Source organism: Paraburkholderia sp. SEWSISQ10-3 4 (genome assembly GCF_030464785.1).
In the GTDB taxonomy this organism is placed as follows: Bacteria; Pseudomonadota; Gammaproteobacteria; order Burkholderiales; family Burkholderiaceae; genus Paraburkholderia; species Paraburkholderia aspalathi.
In genome coordinates this window covers 402,360-421,796 of record NZ_JALPRI010000001.1, presented here as the reverse complement: position 1 = coordinate 421,796, position 19,437 = coordinate 402,360, and the positions used below count along the sequence as shown (strand labels likewise).

The window sequence follows — 19,437 nt, the reverse complement described above, 5'->3', positions numbered from 1 at the left end:
CGCGTCTTCGTCGCCATACATGCGGGATCAATCAATCGAAGCTCACCAGCACCTTCATCGATTTTGAGCGATCGCCCGCTGTCTGGAACGCCTTGACCGAATCCTGATACGGGAAAATGCCCGAGATCAGGGGCTTCACGTCGATCAACCCCTTGTTCAGCAGTTCGACGGCAACGGCGAACTCTTCGTGAAAGCGGAACGCGCCGCGCAGATCGAATTCCTTGGCGACGATCACATTGATCGGCAACGAGATGTCGCCACCGAGGCCGACCTGCACGATCACGCCACGCGGTTTGAGCACGTCGAACGCACCGCGCAATGCCGCTGCGTTGCCGCTTGCTTCGAACAGAACGTCGAAGCTACCCTTGTCGACGGCGAACGGCTGGAGCGCGTCCGGCGTCTCCGCGATGTTGAACGCGAGGTCGGCGCCAACCTTTTTCGCGCTGTCGAGCGGCAGCGTATTCACGTCAGTTGCCACGATCATCGCCGCACCGGCTCTGCGCGCGGCCGCCACGATCAACGCGCCGATCGGCCCGCATCCTGTGACGAGCACCCGCTTGCCGAGCAGCGGACCCGCGCGCCGAACGGCGTGAAGGGCGACCGAAAGCGGTTCGGCCATCGCGGCTTCCGCATCGCTCAACGAGTCCGCCACAACGTGCGCCTGTGAGCGGTCGATCACGATCTCCTGGCGGAATGCGCCCTGCACGTGCGGCGTGCGCATCGCGCTGCCGTAGTAGCGCATATCCAGGCAGTGGTTCTGCAGCCCTTGCTGGCAGTATTGGCACAGGCCACACGGCCGGCTCGGGCTGATGGAGATCCGGGTGCCGACCGGCATATCTGTCACACCAGATCCCACGCGCGCGACGGCACCCGAGACTTCATGACCGAGCACCATGGGCTCCTTGATGCGAATCGTGCCGAAACCACCATGGTTGAAGTAGTGAAGATCCGAACCGCAGATACCGCCGGCCCGAACCCGCACGAGCAACTGGTTGGCTTCCGGTTCAGGCGTGGGAACGTCCTCGATGCGCAGATCGAGCGGGGCGTGAATGACAAGTGCATGCATGGTGAGGGCCTATAACGGTGAATGCGGGATCAGCACGCTATACGGTACCGCCTCGAGGCCCAGTCGACAAAGATCAAAGTTGTCTGGGCCGATAGTCGACGCTTATGGATGCTTATTCGAGCGCCTTGGGCATGTTCTCGATCACATTGTTGACGATCGGGACAAGACTTCGCGTCCCGATGTCGTTCGGCCTTCGGAGAGGTCTGCCGGCGTCGAGCGACACCGAACAGACGTGCCACACTGCAAACCTTAGAACTTGTGACGCAGACCGATCGTGGCTTCGAACAGCGAGTTGAAGCCGTAGAACGGCTGATTCGAACCGGAGGCGGCGGCGAGGGTCGTCCATGCGCCGGTCAGGTGGTTGTAGTCCACGCCGACATAGACGTCGGTGCGCTTGCTGAGGAAATAGTCGAACGTCGGACCGGTCGTGATACGCGTGCCGCTCTGGCCTGCGTGATGGACGAAGTCGATGTAGAACGGCAGATCGAGCACGAGCGACGGCGTGATGAAGTACTGGACCGCGGTGGAGAAGGAGTCGTTGCGATAGTCAGCCGGATAGACGTGACTGTAGATATACGAGCCGAACACCTTCGCCGCGCCGAACTTATACGTTGCGCCCGCGGTGAAGATCTTTTGCGAGCTGTCCGGAATCGTCACGCCGAAGTACGTGCTGCCATAGGTGCTGGTCGCAGGCGTCAGGCCGCCAATATCGTTGACGATCTGATAGGCCGCGCCAACGCTCAAGGGGCCGTGGTCGTAAGAAAGGCTGACGGCCGGCGACGAGTTCTGGTGAGTATTTCCCGCTACACCGCCAAACGTATACGAGCCCTTGAGGGTAAAACCGGCAAGCGTCGGCGAGGTATATCGCACGGAATTGTCCAGACGGCCGCCGCCCGTCAGACCGGCGCCCTGAAAGCCGACCGTGCCGGTGTAATTGGCGAACGCATAGATATCGTGCGTCCAGCCCATTTCATGCACCAGCGTGTATTGCCGGCCCATCGTCAACGTACCGTAGGACGTGCTGCTCAGGCCCACCAGCGCGGTGCGGCCGAACAGGCGGGCGGTGCCGGACGGCGTGGATTGCTGCGTCACGCCGGTATTCGGTGTAAAGCCGCCTTCGAGCTGGAAGATCGCGGACAAGCCGCCACCGAGATCCTCGGTGCCCTGCAGACCCCAGCGGCTACCCTGAATCTCGCCGCCGCTACCCATCGTGAAAAGCTTCCCGCCGGATTTGTTCTGGTGGGTGTCATAGCGCACCGCTTCGTCGATGATGCCGTACAGGGTGACGCTCGACTGCGCGTGCGCGATCCCAGAAACTGCCAGTCCTAATCCAGTTAGTATGCCTAATGTATGCTTTTTCACGAGTAGATCCCCTTGCAGATTGACGAAAAATGGAAAACTCCAAACCGACTGCCACGTCCTCTCGGCGCGGCATGTCTTTTTTACAAAGCGACGACGCGACGTATTCACGTCGTCGCCGTACTCTCAGTTCAGTGCGGCGACCGCGGCGGCAATCTTCCGGCAGCCCTCATCGATAATGTCGATGCTTGTCGCGATCGACATCCGGAAGAAAGGGGAAACGCCATACGCTGATCCGGCAACCAGTGCGACGCCGGCGTGCTCAAGCAGATACAGAACGACATCCACGTCGCCCTCGATGCGCTTGCCTTGCGGCGTGGTGCGGCCGATCATGCCGCCGCAATTGACATACAGATAGAAAGCGCCGCCTGGCGTTTTGCAACTGATGCCGGGAATCGCGTTCAGCGCTTCGAGTGCGTGGTCGCGGCGTTCTTTGTAAGTCCGCACCGATTGCCGCACGAATGTCTGGTCGCCGTTCAGCGCCGCGAGCGCTGCGGCCTGGCTGATCGAACTGGCGTTGCTGGTGGATTGGGACTGGAGCGTGTCCATGGCCGCGATCAGGTCAGCGGGGCCGGCGGCGTAGCCGATGCGCCAGCCGGTCATCGCGTAGGTCTTGGACACGCCGTTGACAACCAGGGTGCGCGAGCTGAGTTCGGGTTCAATCGACAAGAGGTGCTCTGATGCCTCGCCTTCGAACCGGATGTGTTCGTAGATGTCGTCCATCATCACCAGCACCTGGGGGTGGCGCAACAGCACATCCGCCAACGCGCGCAGTTCTGCGGCGCTATACGTTGCGCCCGTGGGATTGGTCGGCGAATTGATGATCAGCCAGCGCGTGTTGGGCGTAATCGCCGCTTCGAGGGTGGCGGGCGTGAGCTTGAAACTGTCTTCCTCGGTGCAGGGCACGACGACCGGCACGCCGTCACAGGCGAGCACCATGTCCGGGTAGGACACCCAGTAGGGAGCGGGAATCAGGACTTCATTGCCGGCTTCAACGGTGATGGCGAGCGCGTTGAAGATCGCGTGTTTGGCGCCGCACGTCACGATGATGTGTTTGGGATCGTACGAAAGACCGTTCTCGCGTTGCAGTTTCGCCGCGATGGCGGCGCGCAGCGCCGGCGTGCCCGCGGTTTGCGTATAGCGCGTTTCGCCGCGCTCCATCGCGTCGAAAGCGGCCTGGCGAATGTGCGCGGGTGTGTCGAAATCGGGTTCGCCAACCACGAGGTTGACGATGGTTTTCCCCTGCCGCCGCAGTTCCGCGGCCCGGTCCGCCGCGGCGCTGCTCGGCGAAGGTTTGATTCGCTGGACGCGGGCGGCAATTCGCGATGCACTCACACTTGACTCCTCAACGGCATTTGATGAGGCTTCACCTTAAGCGCGCGAAAAAGTTCAAGCCAAGACGTCTTTCCGCTGGCGCAATAACATCCACTTATGACGTGACGGTACGTGTGCGCGTCTGGCATTTACCCATCGGGGTCCATGCGGGAATACGCTGACAGGCCACGCTTTTAGCGTTGCAGGAGCGGGAGCGGGGTTTTTTAAGCACTGTGCGCGGGGCGGCGCTTGCCCTATCATTGTTGCCATCACTTAACGTTGAGACGCGACTACCGTGAACCTGCGGCGTTTGAAGTACTTCGTGAAGATCGTCGATATCGGCAGCCTGACGCAGGCCGCCGAAGTGCTTCATATCGCCCAGCCGGCGCTGAGCCAGCAGTTGATTACGCTCGAAGACGAGTTCCAGCAGCAGCTGCTCGTGCGCACCAAGCGGGGCGTCACGGCCACTGAGGCGGGCGCCACGCTGTATCGCCACGCGCAGTTGATCCTGCGCCAGTACGAACAGGCTCAGGCCGACGTGAAGAGCGCCGGCCAGACGCTGTCAGGCCAGGTTTCGGTAGGGCTTGCGCCCGGCACCGGCGCGTCGGCGCTATCGCTGCCGCTGTTGCGGACCGTGCGCGCCCGCCATCCGGACATCCTGCTCTACATCAACGAGAATTTCGGCACGACGCTCAGCGAGCTGATCATGAACGGGCGTATGGACATGGCTGTGCTGTATGGCGATAAGCCCGTCCATGGCCTGTCGTTCCAGCTTCTGATGAACGAGGAATTGTTCCTCGTGGCGCCGCGCAGCATGGGGATCACGCAGGAACAGATCGCCGTGACGGCGTTGCGCGACGTGCCTTTGCTGCTGCCGCGTCCATACAACTATCTGCGCAAGTACGTCGACGAGGGTTTCGCGCGCGTGCAGATGATCCCCAAGGTCGTGGCCGAAATCGAATCCGCGTCGACGTTGTCGGCCGCCGTGAGCGCCGGGATCGGTGCGACCATCCTGCCCGATTCCACAGCACGGGTCGTGGCCGCGGCGGGCGACGTCGTGCAGTGCCGGATCGTTTCACCCGTCATCAAGATTCCGCTTTCGGTCTGTCTGTCCGACCATTTGCCGCTTTCCGAGCCCGCCGCAGCCGTCAAGGATATCTTGCTGGAACTGGCCGGCGACCTTGCGCTCGACGTGCGTTTCGAGTCCGGCGCCGATACATAAGCGCGCCTTATCGCTACAAAGCCAAACCCTCTTGGCGCATTTTTTATGCGCCGGATACATTGAGTCCATCGTCGATCGCCCCGGTTCGCAGTGAGCCGGCGCGACGAGGCTAGCCGTCACGCGGGCGGGGCAACCGGAGATTGAATCGGGTTGCCGTACAGCCCCAGCGGTGCTTCGCGCACGCCAATCGACCGGCGCGCGTCCAACCGGCTACGGACTCAAAGATGGATCTCCAGAAGATTAAGGCGCTTATCGACCTGTTGGCGGACTCTCCGCTGGCCAAGCTCGAAGTCATCGAGGGCGAGGAACGGGTCAAGCTTGTGAAGGCGAAACGGCGCGGCAAGCGGGCTGAGGCGCCCTCGGGCGATGAACGTGTAGCCGTGGCGTCTACCCCGGGGACGCAAAGGAGCCAAGGGGCTCAATCACCGCTCGCCGAGCCTGCGCAATCCGTCGACGCCCCCAATGCAGCCCCTGCAACCGCCAGCGAGCCGCAACTCGTTCGTGCGCCCATGTTCGGTGTCGTTCATCTGACGCCGGCGCCGGGCGAAGCGCCCTTCGTGAATACCGGCGACACGATCAAGGAAGGGCAGGTGCTCTGCACGATCGAGGCAATGAAGATGTTCAACGCGATCGAGTCCGAACTCAGCGGCGCCGTTCTGGAGGTTCTTGTCGCTCCGGGGAGCGAAGTGGAGTCCGGGCAGCCGCTGTTCCGGATCGGCTGATCGACCATGTTCAACAAAGTACTGATTGCCAACCGCGGCGAGATCGCGCTTCGAATCCAGCGCGCCTGCCGAGAACTCGGTCTGAAAACCGTTGCAGTCCATTCCGAGGCCGACACCGATGCGCGGTATGTGCGGCTCGCCGACGCGGCGCTGTGCATCGGTCCCGCCGCGCCGGGGCAGAGTTATCTGAACCGTGCCGCGATCCTGTTCGCGGCGCACGTGAGCGGCGCGCAGGCGATTCATCCCGGCTATGGTTTTCTGTCGGAGAACGCGGATTTTGCGGCGCAGGTCGAGGCTGCCGGGATGGCTTTCATCGGCCCCGAACCCGACTCCATTCGAACGATGGGCGACAAGGTCGCCGCCAAACGGGCCATGCGCGCGGCCGGCGTGCCCTGTGTTCCTGGCCCGGACGGCGGTCTGCCGGACGACCCCACGGAGATTCTGCGGGTCGCGCAGGAGATCGGCTATCCGGTGATCGTCAAGGCGGCGGGCGGCGGCGGCGGGCGAGGCATGCGCGTCGTGCCGGGCCCGGAGCAGTTGCTCGAAGCCGTGTCGGTGACGCGCGAGGAAGCACGCCGCGCCTTCGGCAAGCCCGAACTCTATGTCGAGAAGTTTCTCGAGCATCCGCGCCACGTCGAAATTCAGGTCTTGTGCGATACGCACGGCAATGCCCTGTGGCTCGGTTCGCGCGACTGTTCGCTGCAACGGCGGCATCAGAAGGTCCTCGAAGAGGCGCCCGCACCCGGCATCGACCCGGAATTGATCCGGCAAGTGGGCGAGCGCTGCGTCGAGGCCTGCCGGCAGACGAATTATCGCGGCGCGGGTACCTTCGAATTTCTGTTCGAGAACGGCCAGTTCTACTTCATCGAAATGAACACGCGGCTGCAGGTCGAGCATCCCGTGACGGAAATGACGTCGGGTATCGACATCGTGCGCGAACAGATCCGGATCGCGCAGGGACACGCGTTGACGATTCGTCAGTCGGACATTCGCACGCTCGGGCATTCGCTGGAATGCCGGATCAACGCCGAGGACCCGTTCACCTTCGCCCCGTGTCCGGGGAAGATTTCCGTTTGGGAACTGCCGGGTGGCAACGGCGTGCGGGTGGACTCGCACATGAGTGGCGGCGCGGTCGTGCCGCCGTATTACGACTCGCTGATCGCCAAGGTGATCACCCACGGCGCAACCCGCGAAGAGGCGCTGGCGCGCATGCGCATTGCGCTCTCGGAGATGCGCATCGAAGGCATTCGTACCAACGTACCATTGCATCAGGCCATGCTCGAGGACGCAGGGTTCGGTGAGGGCGGCGTCGATATTCATCATCTGGAGCGTTGGCTCGCAAAGAGGAAACAGACATGACGCTGACTGTTGAGCATGCGTCGATTGCGCACGGGGATGTAGTCGAACGGCTGCGTCCGGATTCACAGAGGACTGTCCTTGCAATGAAACAGGATGAATCGGAGCAGGCGCTTTGCATCAGCATGCTGGGGACGACGGCCATGCTGTTCGAAGCGCCGGGCGCGCTCGATCTGCATGCGCAACGCCGCATCTGGACGCTCGCCCGCGAGGTCGAATCATGGCCGGGCGTGCGCGAAGCAGTGCCAGGCGTGACCAATCTGATGCTGACGTTTTCCACGCCGCCCGCAGACCCGGACTCGCTCGGCGCCGCGTTGCGCGACGCGTGGGCCGCGGCGGGCGAGTTGCAGATCGAAGGGCGGGTGGTGGACTTGCCGGTGGAATACGGCGGCGAGTTCGGGCCGCATTTGCAGGACGTGGTGAATCACACCGGCCTCTCTATCGATGAGGTCGTGCAATTGCACTGCGCGCCGCTCTACACGGTCTATGCGCTCGGCAGCCATCCGGGCTACTGCTATCTGGGCGGTATGGACCCGCGTATCGCCACGCCGCGGCGCAAGGTGCCGGTGCTGGGCTTGCCTGGCGGCGCGGTGTCGATCGGCGGGGTGCAGACCGGAGTCTCGGCATCGACGGGACCGAGCGGCTGGAACACGATCGGTCATACATCGATGTCGTTCTTCGACCCCACGCGCGATAACCCGGCCACGCTCGCACCTGGCGACATGATCCGTTTTCGCGTCGAGAGGATTGTTTCATGATCGAGATACTGTCTTCGTCCGCGCTCGCGACGGTGCAGGACCAGGGGCGTGAAGGCTATCTGCGCTACGGCGTCGGTACGGCCGGCGCGATGGACCGCCTGGCGCTCGCGGTCGGCAATCTGTTGCTCGGCAATCCGGACGACGCGGCCGGCATCGAAATTCCGATGTTTCCCTTCCGTATCCGCTTCCTTGAAGATCTTTCGTTCGCCATCACCGGTGCCGATTGTTCGGCGCGCTTGGGCGACCGGCCCGTGCTGCCGTGGTGGACCGTGCATGCGAAACAAGGCGACGTGCTGACGATCGGCGTGCCGACCAGTGGCACGCGCTGTTATCTGTCGCTCGCGGGTGGCGTGGACGTACCGGTGGTGCTTGGCTCACGCAGTACGCAATTGCGCGGCCAGTTCGGCGGCTTCAACGGTCGTCAGTTGCAGAAGGGTGATGTGGTGAAGGCAGTGGGTCTCGCCGAGCGCGTCGTGCCGCAAGATGCTGTGCTCGCCGCGGGATTCGGCACGGTGCCACCGGAGTACTCGTTGCCCGCACCGCTGTCCCTGTCTGCAGCCGACGCTGGCGAAACTGTGGTGCGCGTGTTGCCCGCCGCGGAATACGACTGCTACGAGCCGGAATCGCTCGAAGCGTTCTGGCGCGATGGGTGGAAGGTGACGCCGCAGAGCGATCGCTATGGATATCGCCTCGCCGGTCCGACCCTGGTCGCGACGCATTCGATCGAAAAGCGCTCGCACGGCATCGTGCCGGGCGTGATCCAGGTGCCGCATAGCGGCCAGCCGATCATTCAGTTGCGGGATGCGCAGCCCTCGGGTGGCTATCCGAAGATCGGCACCGTGATCGAAGCCGATTTGTGGCGGCTCGCGCAGGCGCGTATTGGTACGAAGATTCGCTTTGCTCAGACGACGTACGCGGAAGCCGTCACGGCGCTGGAAGAACTGGACAGTTATCTCGTCAGGGTGCGCAATCTCGTTGCACTGTTTTGCCCTTCCCGACACTGACACATGACACAAAAAATCGAAGTGGATATCGGCGAGCTTCGGCAGATCACGTCGTGGCTTGCAGAAGTCGATATCGAGTTCATCGAAATCAGCAAGCCCGGGGCGACGGTTCGATTGACGATGGAGCAGGCGCCTGGCTCGATCGGTGCGGATGCGCCGGCGTCGGCGCAGGCGGTTTCGGCTGTGGTTCCTGGCGGACTCGCGCGCGCAGCGGACACTGCGCAGACGCAGGCTGTCAGTATCACAGCGAAGTCGGCCGGCATCTTTCTGTCGGCGCATCCTGCGCGCTCCACGCCATTGGTTAGCGCGGGCGATCACGTCAAACCGGGCGACGTTGTCGGCTTGCTGCAGATCGCGCAATTGTGCGTGCCTGTGGTCGCGTCGGCGGATGGCATGGTCATGCGCTTGTGCGTCGCGCATGGCGCAACGGTCGGTTACGGAACACCCTTGCTCGAACTCTCGCCGTCGGCGTAGACGCATATCGATAGATAGACACTGAGCCGGTGTGGTCCGCTGCGGATAGCCCGGCACAGACCGCTTAAAGAATGGAGAGTGGATAGTGGAAATCGACCTGAACGCGGACCTGGGCGAAGGCTTTGGACCCTATCAAATGGGCGAAGACGAAGCGATGCTCGATATCGTCTCGTCCGCCAACATTGCGTGCGGTTATCACGCGGGTGACCCCGTCATCATGGACAAAACGGTGCGGATGGCTCTCGCGCGCCAGATCGACGTCGGCGCGCATGTCGGCTTTCCCGACATGATGGGCTTCGGCCGGCGGCAGATTCAGGCGGACCCGCTTGAACTGGCGAATTACGTGGTGTATCAGATGGGCGCGCTGGCGGGCATCGCGAAGCGGGCCGGACATCGCGTCACGCACATGAGCTTTCACGGCGCATTGGGCAACATGGCTGCGGCATCGTATGAACTGGCTGAACCGTTGGTGCGGGCGCTCGCCGAATTCGATCGCGATCTGATCATCAGCGTTTCGACGAACACGGAAATCGAACGGGCTGCCGATCACATCGGGATGCGCACGGCCAATACGTTTCTCGCCGACCGTGCCTACGACGATCAGGGCGCGCTCGTCTCGCGCAAGCTGGAAGGCGCGGTCATCAAGGACCGCGCGGCCGTCCTGGCACGCGTCAAGGAACTGCTCGAAGACGGCACGATCACGACGATCACGGGCAACAAGCTCAAGATCGCGGTCCAATCGATCCTGCTGCACGGCGATACGCCGGGTGCGGTCGAACTCGCGCGCACGGTGCGCGGCGTGATCGAATCGGCGGGTGGGCGCGTCGTGCCGGTGTCGAAGCTCGTACGCTAGGCGCGAGCAGGCCAACCTGCATCGGTCAGCTCGAATTGACCAACCATAAGCCAGTCTTATCGCCACAAAGCCAATCCGTCTTTGCCCCGCGTTTTCACGGCGTATACATTGGTAACAGGCTTATCGCACGCCTCAAAGGGCGACAGTTCAGAACTATAGATAGAGGTCATTCATGCCGTTTTCAGACTACAAGACCGCGCTGGTGACGGGCGCTTCGACCGGAATGGGCGCTGCGATCGTCGAGCGCTTCTGCCGTGAAGGACTCGAAGTGCATGCGCTCGCTCGCAACGCGGAACGTCTGAATGAGCTGGCGGAGCGAACCGGTTGCATCCCGCACGCGATCGACGTGTGCGATCTGCCGGCCGTCACGAAACTGACGCAGGAAGTGCAGTTCGATATCGTCGTGAATAACGCCGGCATATCGACCAAAGGCTCGATTCTGGATGCCGCTGCCGCAGACATCGACCTTCAGGTGGAAGTTAACCTGCAAGCCGTTCTGCATATCGTGCGGCTCACCATGCCGGGTATGGTTGCCCGCGATCGCGGTCACATCGTCAACATCAGCTCGATCGCAGGGATCTACAACTTCAACGGCAACTCCATTTACTCCGCGACGAAGGCAGGCATCCATGCGTTGTCGCGCCAGTTGCGAGTGGATGCGACCGGCAGGCGTGTACGCGTGACGGAGATTTGTCCGGGCCGTGTCGCGACCGATATTTTTGGCCACGTGCATGGCGACATTGAGGCGGCGCGCAAGCAGTTCATCGACGGCTTCGAGTTGCCGCTGCCGTCCGATATTGCCGACGCCATCGCCTTTGCGATCGCCGCGCCGCTCGCGGTCAACATCAGCAATATGGAAATTCTGCCCACGCTGCAGGTGCCGGGCGGGCTGACGACGATCAAACGCGATCCCGCCGATCACAACGAGTAAGTGCAATCCAGAGTTCAACAAGGAGGTTTTCCATGCGTGCATCGGTACTGGTTACCCGTGCGTCATTTCCGGACATCGTCGACCGCCTGCGTGCGAACTTCGACGTGACCGACAACCCTGACGACACGATCTGGACGCAACCAGAGCTGATTGCCAGGCTGCAAGGCAAGGTTGGGGCCATGACGGCCGGTAGCGACCGCATCGACGCGACCTTGCTCGACGCTTGCCCGCAGTTGAAGGCGGTATGCAATATCGGCGTGGGCTACAACAACGTCGACGTGGAAGCCTGCACTGCACGCGGCGTGCTGGTGACGAATACGCCGGACGTCCTGACGGATACCACCGCCGACTTCGGCTTCGCGTTGATGATGGCAACGGCGCGCCGCATCACCGAGTCGGAACATTTCCTGCGTGCCGGCGAATGGACCAAAACCGGGCGCTACGACATGTTCGTCGGCAACGACGTGCATGGTTCGACGCTCGGTATTCTCGGCATGGGACGTATCGGGCAGGCCATTGCGCGACGTGGTGCATTCGGCTTCGGCATGCGCGTGATCTATCACAATCGCTCGCAACTGGCGCCCGATGTCGAAGAGAGCTGCAAGGCACGCTATGTCGACAAGGAAACGCTGTTGCGCGAGTCGGATCACCTGATCATCGTGGTGCCTTACTCGGCCAGCTCGCATCACGCGATTGGCGCCGCGGAGCTCAAGCAGATGAAATCGTCGGCCACGCTGACCAACATCGCACGCGGCGGCGTAGTGGACGATGCCGCTTTGGCGGTGGCGCTGAACGAAGGCAGCATTGCGGCGGCCGGTCTGGATGTATTCGAAGGTGAACCGGTTATCTGCCCGGCGCTTCTTGCGCAAAAGAATGTGGTGCTCACGCCGCATATCGGCAGTGCGTCTGTCAGCACGCGGCGCGCGATGGCCGCGCTTTGCGCAGACAATTTGATCGCCGCTCTAGGGCACGGCGCAGCGGCCGGCAAGCCGCCGACACCGGTGAACCCGCAGGTACTGACGCGCCCGACCGCCGCAGCCTGAACGATGACCGGCGCAGCATGCTGCGCCGGCGTAATGCCGCCGTTGTTTCTCAAGCGTGAGCGCTCCGACAAAGGGGCGCGCCACTGACGATGAGGCGCCCGCAGAGGCGCTACATACTGGAGACAAACACCATGCACAACCACGCCTGTCGCATTGCCGCACGCCGTTCCGATTCATCATTCCCGAAACTTATTGCACCAGAAGAAAGGCCTCTGCAACAGCCTTTTTTCGCGAGCTAGTATCAATTCAACACGGAAGTCAATGACGGCTTCCGGGGGAATGACGATGGTGCCGCGGGTCGAGTCAGACCGGGATCATCGCTTCGATCCGAATCATTGGGACGTGCAACATGAAACTTCATTTTGACCTGGCGACGGTGCTGCGAGGCGACTATGGGGCGCTGTTTCTCCATGGGATCGAACTCACCCTCGCGATGGCCGCGCTGGCGTGGATACTCTCACTGGTGGTGGGCATTCTTCTCACGCTGATCCGCCTGACCAACAATCGCCTCGCGACGGCGTTTGTCGCGTCATTCGTGGCCTACCATCGCAATGTGCCGATGCTGGTCCAAATCCTGTTCTGGTACTTCGGCATTTCGAACATCCTGCCGGAATCGGTGCAGACCGTGCTGAACCACTACAACGGTCAGTTCATTTTTGCGGTCGTGGCGATCGGCCTGTGCAGCGCGGCCTATCTCTCCGAAGATATCCGCAGCGGATTGCGTGCGATTCCCTACGGTCAGTACGAAGCGTCGCGAGCACTGGGTCTGAACTTCCTGAACGTCATGCGTTTCGTCGTGCTTCCGCAAGCGCTGCGCAATGCAATTCCACCGATGGTCAATCACGCAGTCCTGCTGTTCAAGAACACGAGTCTTGCGATGGCGATCGGCGCGGCAGAACTGACCTATGTCACCCGACAGATCGAGAACGAAACCTTTCTGTCCTTCGAGTCGTATTTCATCGCCACGGCGGTGTATCTCGGCCTCTCCCTCGTCATCATGCTGTGCGGCGCCAAAATCGCGATGCACTACCGCATTCCGGGAGTGAAGTGACATGTTCGATATCCTGCGCGATAACTGGACACTGCTGCTCATCGGGCAGTATCCGCATGGCCCGCTAGGCGGCATCGTACTGACGATCTTGCTGTCGCTTTCAGCGCTCGTCATCGCATTTCCCCTGGGTATCCTGGTCGCCCTGGCCCGCATCAGTCCTTTCCGGTTTCTGCGGGCGCCGGCTACAGGTCTCGTCTACATGGTGCGGGGCATCCCGCTCCTGATGGTGATTTTCTGGGTCTACTTTCTCGTGCCTGTTCTGACCGGCTATCCGGTCACCGGGTTTGTCACGATGCTGTGTGCGCTCGTCATCTATGACTCGGCCTATCTCGGGGAAATCATCCGTGCGGGCATCGAGGGGCTGCCGAAAGGGCAGACCGAGGCCTCGAGAGCGCTCGGCATGAGCTACATGAAGACCATGCGTGCAGTCATCCTGCCGCAGGCGCTTTACAACGTGGTGCCGAGCATGGTCACGCAGTTCGTATCGACGATCAAGGAGACCTCGCTGGGCTACATCATCAACGTCCAGGAAATCTCCTTCGCGGCGGATCAGATCAACAACCGGCTGCTGACGAAGCCCTTTCCCGTGTACCTGATTCTCGCCTCGAGTTATTTCGCGCTGTGTTACGCGCTCACACAGCTTGCGCAGTATCTGGAGCGGCGCGTGACGCGCAAGCGGGCCGGTGTCGCATCGCGGACCCAGAAGGCGGCCAACGTTGCGCTGACCGATCCGCTGCCCACCGAGAACTAGGCGCTCAATCACTTCGAGGTATTTCGCATGATCAAGTTTTCCAGCGTCAACAAATGGTACGGCGAATATCACGCTCTCGTGGACGTGAACGCCGAAGTTCGCAAAGGCGAAGTCGTGGTGGTCTGCGGGCCATCAGGATCGGGTAAGTCGACACTGATTCGCACCGTCAACCGGCTCGAGGAGATCAACCGCGGGCAGATCTTCTTCGACGGTCAGAACATTCACGACAAGAAGCTGGGTCTGAATGCTTACCGCAGCCGTGTCGGCTTCGTGTTTCAGCAATTCAACCTGTTTCCGCATCTGTCGGTGCTGGACAACATCACGCTTTCGCCGATGCGAGTGCACGGCCTCAAGCGCGCGGATGCGGAACGTAAAGCAGCGGATTTGCTCGCGCGCGTCGGTCTGTCGAACAAGGCCAGTGCATTTCCGCCGCAATTGTCCGGTGGCCAGCAGCAGCGAGTCGCGATTGCGAGAGCACTGGCGATGGATCCGCCGGCAATGTTGTTCGACGAGCCCACCAGTGCGCTCGATCCGGAGATGGTCGGCGAAGTGTTGAACGTGATGAAGAGCCTCGCACAGGAAGGCATGACGATGATGTGCGTCACGCATGAGATGGGGTTTGCACGCGAGGTTGCCGATCGAGTCTGGTTTATGGATGCAGGGAAGATTCTCGAAACGGCGGAGCCGGAGGAGTTCTTCTTGCGCCCGAAACATGAACGGGCGCAGCGATTCCTGTCCGATCTTCGCTCGCATTGAGGCAAGCATTGAAGCAAGCAAGGCGGTATGGCCTTCGCGGCACAAATACAGATTCAGATTCAGATTCAGATTCAGATTCAGATTCGGTTTGACCACCGTTGATCAGCAGTCGATTGCTTTACACATAAACTTCAGGAGCATCACGATGCAGGTAAAGAAGATTTTCGCGGGGATGTTGGTCGTTGGCGGCGCGGTTGCATCGATTGCCCCGGCACATGCTGATCAATTGGCCGATATCAAGGGCCGCGGCGAGTTGAGCTGCGGTGTGTATTCGAACGTTGAGCCGTTCTCGTATCCGAACGCGCAGACGCGCCAGCTCGAAGGCATGGATGTGGACCTGTGCAACGCGGTGGCGAAACAGTTGGGCGTGAAGGCGAAGCTCGAACCGTTGGCTGTCGAGGCGCGCATTCCGCAATTGAAGCTGGGGCGCGTCGACATTGTGGTCGCCAACCTGGCCTACACCAAAACTCGCGCCACGCAGATTGCCTTTAGCGACTCGTACTACTCCACCAAGGAAGTTCTTGTCGTGAAGAAGGCCGATGCTAGCAAGAAGCTGACCGATTTCGCAGGCCAGAAAATCAGCGCTGCCGACGGCTCGACATCCGCTCAGTCGATTCCAATTTCGATCAAGGATGGCCAGGCGGTGACCTTTCACGATACCAGCTCGGCGTTTCTCGCACTCGAGCAGAACAAGGTCAAAGGCTTCGTGACCAATCAGATGACCGCCACGAAGATCGCGAAGCAGGTGGATGGCACGGACGGCGCGGTGGCGATCGCATCGGAACCGATGCTGATCGAGCCGATCGCAGTGGGCTTGCGCCAGAACGAGCCGGCCATGCTGAGCGCGGTCAACAAGGCCCTGGCTTCGATGGAGCAGAGCGGCGAGATGAGCGGTATCTTCGACAAGTGGCTCGGACCGAAGACGCCTTATGGCCTGACCCGGACCGACAAGGTCACGCCGATCGACCAGCTCAAGTTCACGCCGGTGTCCTGAGGCGGAAAGTGTGTGATGCAGGGGTGCGCTTTCATCCGCGCGCCGCTGCCGGTTGAATGGCCGGCGCGATTCTTTGGATGGCGTGCCGCGACGACGTAGCTGGATTTTGCAACGTGACACATAAAATAGTGGTGATGGGCGTGTCGGGCTCGGGTAAGTCGACACTTGCACGCGAGTTAGCAGTGGCGCTGGAGGGCGTTTTCATCGAAGGAGACGAGCATCACTCGGCGGAAAGCCGCGACAAGATGTGTCGCGGAATCGCGTTGTGCGACAGTGACCGCGAGCCGTGGCTGGACCGCCTCGCCGAGCTGGTGGATGATACGCATGGAACGGCCGTACTGTCCTGTTCCGCGTTGAGACGTTGCTATCGGGAGCGCATGCGCGCGCGTGTCGCCGGGCTGAGATTCGTGTTTCTCGACATCACCTTGGCCGCAGCGGTTGCACGGGTTTCCAGGCGCCTGGATCATGAGTTTCCAGCGACATTGGTGGCGAATCAATTCGCAACGCTCGAGTCGCCTGTCGGTGAAGAGGGTGTGCTCCACCTTTCCGCTTCGCTGCACAGTGCGTGCGGTCTGAGGGAGGTCATGCAATGGCTGGGCGCGCCGGACGGTGCTGGATGGAAGTCGGACGAATTAGCGTTGAAGAGGAGTTGAGTTGAACAACAATCTGAAGATGTTCGATCTGTCGGGGCGTCGTGCTCTGGTTACCGGGTCGAGTACGGGTATCGGTTATGCGCTGGCCAAAGGATTGGCAGGTGCCGGCGCTGAAGTGATTCTGAATGGCCGCAATGCGGCCAGGCTCGCAGAGGCTGTCAGCCGTTTGCGCGATGAGGGCGCGACTGTTCATGCCGCGAGTTTCGATGTGACGTCGGCCACGGAGGTCGACGCGGCAATCGCCGATATCGAACGCGACATCGGTGCGATCGACATTCTCGTCAACAACGCCGGCATGCAACGCCGTGCGCCGCTCGAACAGTTTTCCCATGCTCAATGGGAAGAGCTGATGAAGACCAATGTCGACAGCGTGTTCCTGGTCGGTCAGGCGGTCGCGCGGCACATGATCGCTCGCAAGCGCGGCAAGATCGTCAACATCTGTTCGGTACAAAGCGAACTGGGCCGTCCCAACATCGCGGCCTACACCGCGAGCAAAGGCGCGGTGAAGATGCTGACGAAGGGCATGGCAATCGACTGGGGGCAACATGGCATCCAGGTCAATGGACTTGGGCCGGGCTACTTCAAGACGGAGCTAACCGAAGCGCTCGTCAAGGACGAAACGTTCAGCAACTGGCTGATTGGACGCACGCCATCGAGACGCTGGGGCGATGTGGAAGATCTCGTCGGCGCTGCCGTGTTTCTGGCGAGCGACGCGTCGAACTTCGTGAACGGCCATATCCTTTACGTGGATGGCGGCGTGACTGCTACGTTGTAGGGCGTGGATCAGTTTTGACGGTCATGTTGCGCGGCACGTCATGCGACTTACGTGCCGCGCAGCGAGCGAGCCGTGAACGGTGTCGCGCCAGCAAACGTTGCTTGCGAACCCAATTCGCGCTCGATACGGATCAACTGGTTGTATTTTGCGGTTCGGTCCGTGCGAGAAAGTGACCCCGTCTTGATCTGGCCGCAGTTGGTCGCGACGGCGATATCCGCAATGCTAACGTCTTCGGTTTCTCCCGAACGATGTGAAATCACCGCGCTGTAAGTGGCGCGATGGGCCGCTCTAATAGTGGCCAGCGTTTCGCTGAGTGTACCGATCTGGTTCATCTTGACGAGTATCGAGTTCCCTATGGATGCGTCGATACCATCCTGAAGCAGCCGTTCGTTGGTGCAGAAGATATCGTCGCCAACGAGCTGGCATTGGCTGCCGAGCCGGGACGTCAGCAATTTCCAGCCGGCGCAATCGTTTTCGGCGACACCATCCTCGATAGAAACGATGGGGTACGCGGCCACCAGTCGGGCCAGATAGTCGACTTGTTCTTCGATGCTGCGCTCAGTGCCTTCGCCACGATAGACATAGCGTCCGTCCCTGAAGAACTCGCTGGACGCCGGGTCTATCGCCAGCGCGATATCGACGCCGAGTCTATACCCCGCCTCCTCGACTGCGGCGACGATCAGATCGAGCGCTTCCTCAGCGGTGCGCAACGGAGGGGCGAAGCCGCCTTCATCTCCAACATTCGTATTGAACCCCCCACGCTTGAGCGCGCCACGAAGCGTATGAAAGACCTCGGCCCCCATGCGCACACTGTCGGCAAACGATGTTGCGCCTGTCGGCAAGATCATGAATTCCTGGAAATCGAGCGGATTGTCGGCATGTGCGCCGCCATTGATGATGTTGATCATCGGAACCGGCAGCACAGACGCCTGCACCCCGCCAAGATAACGAAACAGCGAGGTCCGGCTGAACGCGGCCGCGGCGTTCGCTGCGGCCATCGAGCAACCGAGAATCGCGTTCGCGCCGAGATGTTGCTTGTTTTCGGTGCCGTCGAGTTCGATCATGGCTTGATCGATGTCACGTTGGGCCGTGGCGTCCATGCCAATCAGCGTGTCCTGCAGATCGGTGTTGACCGCATTGACTGCCACGCTGACGCCTTTACCCAGATACCGGCCTGGGTCGTTGTCGCGCAACTCGACGGCCTCGCGTTCTCCAGTTGAAGCGCCAGACGGCACCGTTGCCCGGCCTTTCGAACCATCGTCCAACGTGATCTCGACTTCAACCGTGGGATTGCCTCGGCTGTCCAGGACTTCGTAACCCACGACCTGCGCGATCCGGCTCATTTTTTGACCTCCTCTACGATAGAAAAACTGTCCGACCAACTTCCAATGAACGTGAAGATACGCACTCGTGTAGCATTCGAAAACCGAGTTTTATTGCGAAGTTGGTCAGTTTTTTTAACGAAGGGATCTTTCCGGTGCATACACTTCCCCCGCTATCTTTGTTGCGCGCGTTCGAAGCAACGGCCAGAAACGGTTCCGTGACCAAGGCGGCCGAAGAGCTGTTTCGAACCCACGGTGCGGTCAGCCGTCAGTTGAAGCTGCTTCAGGAGCACGTCGGCTCAGCGCTTTTCGACAAGGAAGGCACGGGGTTGAAGCTGAATCAGCACGGGCAGGACCTCTATGTGCTCGTCAGCTCAGTGTTCGAGCAACTCGAGCACGGCTATGCCAGGCTGCAGGCTCAGGTGCAGGGCTCAGGCTTGCATGTGGCATGCAGCGCGACGTTTGCGATGCGTTGGCTGGTGCCGAACCTTGCCGATTTCTATCGCGCGCGTCCGGACATCCGGATCCGCCTGTCCATGACTTCGGCTCGAGAGATCAGGACGGAAGGCGCTGATCTTGTCATTGCGTGGGATCTCACTTCGTATCCCGAGGCGGACCGTGCCCGTGCAATTCCGCTGGCACCTGTCGCTTTCGGGCCTGTATGTACACCGGGTAACAGGCGCTCGGCAGCAAAGGGGACGCGTATCGCACACGACTTCACATCGAGTGCATGGACGCATTGGGAGGCACAGACGGGCACCAGAATTGGAACCGGTGGCCGAATCACGTTTCCCCATACACACCTTTGCATCGAGGCGGCATTGTCCGGTCTGGGCGTGGCGCTCATCGAGAAACGGCTTGTAAGACGGGAGCTGGACGAAGGGCTTCTGGTGGCGCCTTGGGGATTCGTTCAGCTTCCGTTTGGATTGATGGCCTTGCCTGCCGCAGGTCGAACCTCGCCGAAGGACCTCAACGAGTTCATAGCCTGGTTGCGCGCGCGGCTTGAATATACGGACGCTAGCTAGGGCTGCTG

General features: G+C 61.1%; 20 protein-coding genes. 16 read left to right on the top strand and 4 right to left on the bottom strand.

What is annotated here, in order from left to right; genetic code table 11:
- Positions 1–31: 31 nt before the first annotated feature.
- The 3 genes from M0D68_RS01890 to M0D68_RS01880 form a co-directional block, all read right to left on the bottom strand.
- Complete coding sequence (locus M0D68_RS01890; RefSeq protein WP_200619678.1) at positions 32–1,066, bottom strand: L-idonate 5-dehydrogenase; 1,035 nt, start codon at positions 1,064–1,066, stop codon at positions 32–34.
- A gap of 249 nt (positions 1,067–1,315) precedes the next feature.
- A complete protein-coding gene (locus M0D68_RS01885) occupies positions 1,316–2,428 on the bottom strand; it encodes a porin (RefSeq protein ID WP_244869519.1) in 1,113 nt (370 codons plus the stop codon).
- 123 nt (positions 2,429–2,551) lie between these two features.
- Positions 2,552–3,760, bottom strand: a complete 1,209-nt coding sequence (locus M0D68_RS01880; RefSeq protein ID WP_200619679.1) for an aspartate transaminase — start codon at positions 3,758–3,760, stop codon at positions 2,552–2,554.
- A 274-nt stretch (positions 3,761–4,034) separates the two neighbouring features.
- Between M0D68_RS01880 and nac the strand changes: the two genes are divergently transcribed.
- The 15 genes from nac to M0D68_RS01805 all read left to right on the top strand — a co-directional run bounded on the left by nac (position 4,035) and on the right by M0D68_RS01805 (position 17,082).
- Complete coding sequence (gene nac / locus M0D68_RS01875; RefSeq protein ID WP_054033557.1) at positions 4,035–4,961, top strand: nitrogen assimilation transcriptional regulator NAC; 927 nt, start codon at positions 4,035–4,037, stop codon at positions 4,959–4,961.
- A gap of 224 nt (positions 4,962–5,185) precedes the next feature.
- Complete coding sequence (accB, locus tag M0D68_RS01870) at positions 5,186–5,683, top strand: acetyl-CoA carboxylase biotin carboxyl carrier protein (protein ID WP_266223638.1); 498 nt, start codon at positions 5,186–5,188, stop codon at positions 5,681–5,683.
- A gap of 6 nt (positions 5,684–5,689) precedes the next feature.
- Positions 5,690–7,042, top strand: coding sequence for an acetyl-CoA carboxylase biotin carboxylase subunit (accC, locus tag M0D68_RS01865; RefSeq protein ID WP_266223637.1), 1,353 nt, complete (start codon positions 5,690–5,692; stop codon positions 7,040–7,042).
- 83 nt (positions 7,043–7,125) lie between these two features.
- Positions 7,126–7,797, top strand: a complete 672-nt coding sequence (gene pxpB / locus M0D68_RS01860; protein ID WP_054033551.1) for a 5-oxoprolinase subunit PxpB — start codon at positions 7,126–7,128, stop codon at positions 7,795–7,797.
- Entirely contained in the window at positions 7,794–8,801 is a 1,008-nt protein-coding gene (locus M0D68_RS01855; protein ID WP_266223636.1) for a biotin-dependent carboxyltransferase family protein, read from the top strand. The genes pxpB and M0D68_RS01855 overlap by 4 nt, the downstream gene beginning before the upstream one ends.
- 3 nt (positions 8,802–8,804) lie before the next feature.
- A complete protein-coding gene (locus tag M0D68_RS01850; protein WP_256456986.1) occupies positions 8,805–9,275 on the top strand; it encodes a biotin/lipoyl-containing protein in 471 nt (156 codons plus the stop codon).
- An 85-nt stretch (positions 9,276–9,360) separates the two neighbouring features.
- Positions 9,361–10,128, top strand: coding sequence for a LamB/YcsF family protein (locus tag M0D68_RS01845; RefSeq protein ID WP_093647875.1), 768 nt, complete (start codon positions 9,361–9,363; stop codon positions 10,126–10,128).
- A 172-nt stretch (positions 10,129–10,300) separates the two neighbouring features.
- Complete coding sequence (locus tag M0D68_RS01840) at positions 10,301–11,059, top strand: SDR family oxidoreductase (protein ID WP_266223635.1); 759 nt, start codon at positions 10,301–10,303, stop codon at positions 11,057–11,059.
- 32 nt (positions 11,060–11,091) lie between these two features.
- Positions 11,092–12,102: a D-glycerate dehydrogenase gene (locus M0D68_RS01835; protein ID WP_093647892.1), complete on the top strand. Its 1,011-nt coding sequence runs from the start codon at positions 11,092–11,094 to the stop codon at positions 12,100–12,102.
- A gap of 349 nt (positions 12,103–12,451) precedes the next feature.
- Positions 12,452–13,153, top strand: coding sequence for an amino acid ABC transporter permease (locus tag M0D68_RS01830; protein WP_054033540.1), 702 nt, complete (start codon positions 12,452–12,454; stop codon positions 13,151–13,153).
- A gap of 1 nt (position 13,154) precedes the next feature.
- Positions 13,155–13,904 carry an amino acid ABC transporter permease gene (locus M0D68_RS01825; protein ID WP_266223634.1) on the top strand — a complete coding sequence of 250 codons (750 nt, stop codon included), beginning with the start codon at positions 13,155–13,157 and terminating at the stop codon, positions 13,902–13,904.
- A gap of 27 nt (positions 13,905–13,931) precedes the next feature.
- Entirely contained in the window at positions 13,932–14,660 is a 729-nt protein-coding gene (locus tag M0D68_RS01820) for an amino acid ABC transporter ATP-binding protein (protein ID WP_054033538.1), read from the top strand.
- A gap of 145 nt (positions 14,661–14,805) precedes the next feature.
- Positions 14,806–15,654 (top strand): transporter substrate-binding domain-containing protein, encoded by an 849-nt coding sequence (locus tag M0D68_RS01815; protein ID WP_093641600.1) that lies wholly within the window; start codon positions 14,806–14,808, stop codon positions 15,652–15,654.
- Between the two features lie 56 nt (positions 15,655–15,710).
- Positions 15,711–16,307, top strand: a complete 597-nt coding sequence (locus M0D68_RS01810) for a gluconokinase (RefSeq protein WP_266223633.1) — start codon at positions 15,711–15,713, stop codon at positions 16,305–16,307.
- A gap of 19 nt (positions 16,308–16,326) precedes the next feature.
- Positions 16,327–17,082, top strand: a complete 756-nt coding sequence (locus M0D68_RS01805; protein WP_093642075.1) for a glucose 1-dehydrogenase — start codon at positions 16,327–16,329, stop codon at positions 17,080–17,082.
- Positions 17,083–17,129: 47 nt separating this feature from the next.
- Here M0D68_RS01805 and eno read toward each other — a convergent pair whose 3' ends face one another.
- Positions 17,130–18,425, bottom strand: coding sequence for a phosphopyruvate hydratase (eno, locus tag M0D68_RS01800; RefSeq protein ID WP_200619691.1), 1,296 nt, complete (start codon positions 18,423–18,425; stop codon positions 17,130–17,132).
- Positions 18,426–18,559: 134 nt separating this feature from the next.
- Here eno and M0D68_RS01795 point away from each other — a divergent pair, with 134 nt between their 5' ends.
- Positions 18,560–19,429 carry a LysR substrate-binding domain-containing protein gene (locus M0D68_RS01795; RefSeq protein ID WP_266223632.1) on the top strand — a complete coding sequence of 290 codons (870 nt, stop codon included), beginning with the start codon at positions 18,560–18,562 and terminating at the stop codon, positions 19,427–19,429.
- The last annotated feature ends 8 nt before the right edge of the window (positions 19,430–19,437 follow it).

Bases quoted from the DNA above. Each gene is read 5' to 3' on its own strand.
- M0D68_RS01890 (WP_200619678.1), bottom strand. From the start codon at position 1,066: ATGCATGCACTTGTCATTCACGCCCCGCTCGATCTGCGCATCGAGGAC.
- accB (WP_266223638.1), top strand. From the start codon at position 5,186: ATGGATCTCCAGAAGATTAAGGCGCTTATCGACCTGTTGGCGGACTCT.
- accC (WP_266223637.1), top strand. From the start codon at position 5,690: ATGTTCAACAAAGTACTGATTGCCAACCGCGGCGAGATCGCGCTTCGA.
- pxpB (WP_054033551.1), top strand. From the start codon at position 7,126: ATGAAACAGGATGAATCGGAGCAGGCGCTTTGCATCAGCATGCTGGGG.
- M0D68_RS01855 (WP_266223636.1), top strand. From the start codon at position 7,794: ATGATCGAGATACTGTCTTCGTCCGCGCTCGCGACGGTGCAGGACCAG.
- M0D68_RS01850 (WP_256456986.1), top strand. From the start codon at position 8,805: ATGACACAAAAAATCGAAGTGGATATCGGCGAGCTTCGGCAGATCACG.
- M0D68_RS01840 (WP_266223635.1), top strand. From the start codon at position 10,301: ATGCCGTTTTCAGACTACAAGACCGCGCTGGTGACGGGCGCTTCGACC.
- M0D68_RS01835 (WP_093647892.1), top strand. From the start codon at position 11,092: ATGCGTGCATCGGTACTGGTTACCCGTGCGTCATTTCCGGACATCGTC.
- M0D68_RS01830 (WP_054033540.1), top strand. From the start codon at position 12,452: ATGAAACTTCATTTTGACCTGGCGACGGTGCTGCGAGGCGACTATGGG.
- M0D68_RS01825 (WP_266223634.1), top strand. From the start codon at position 13,155: ATGTTCGATATCCTGCGCGATAACTGGACACTGCTGCTCATCGGGCAG.
- M0D68_RS01820 (WP_054033538.1), top strand. From the start codon at position 13,932: ATGATCAAGTTTTCCAGCGTCAACAAATGGTACGGCGAATATCACGCT.
- M0D68_RS01815 (WP_093641600.1), top strand. From the start codon at position 14,806: ATGCAGGTAAAGAAGATTTTCGCGGGGATGTTGGTCGTTGGCGGCGCG.
- M0D68_RS01810 (WP_266223633.1), top strand. From the start codon at position 15,711: ATGGCCGGCGCGATTCTTTGGATGGCGTGCCGCGACGACGTAGCTGGA.
- M0D68_RS01805 (WP_093642075.1), top strand. From the start codon at position 16,327: ATGTTCGATCTGTCGGGGCGTCGTGCTCTGGTTACCGGGTCGAGTACG.
- eno (WP_200619691.1), bottom strand. From the start codon at position 18,425: ATGAGCCGGATCGCGCAGGTCGTGGGTTACGAAGTCCTGGACAGCCGA.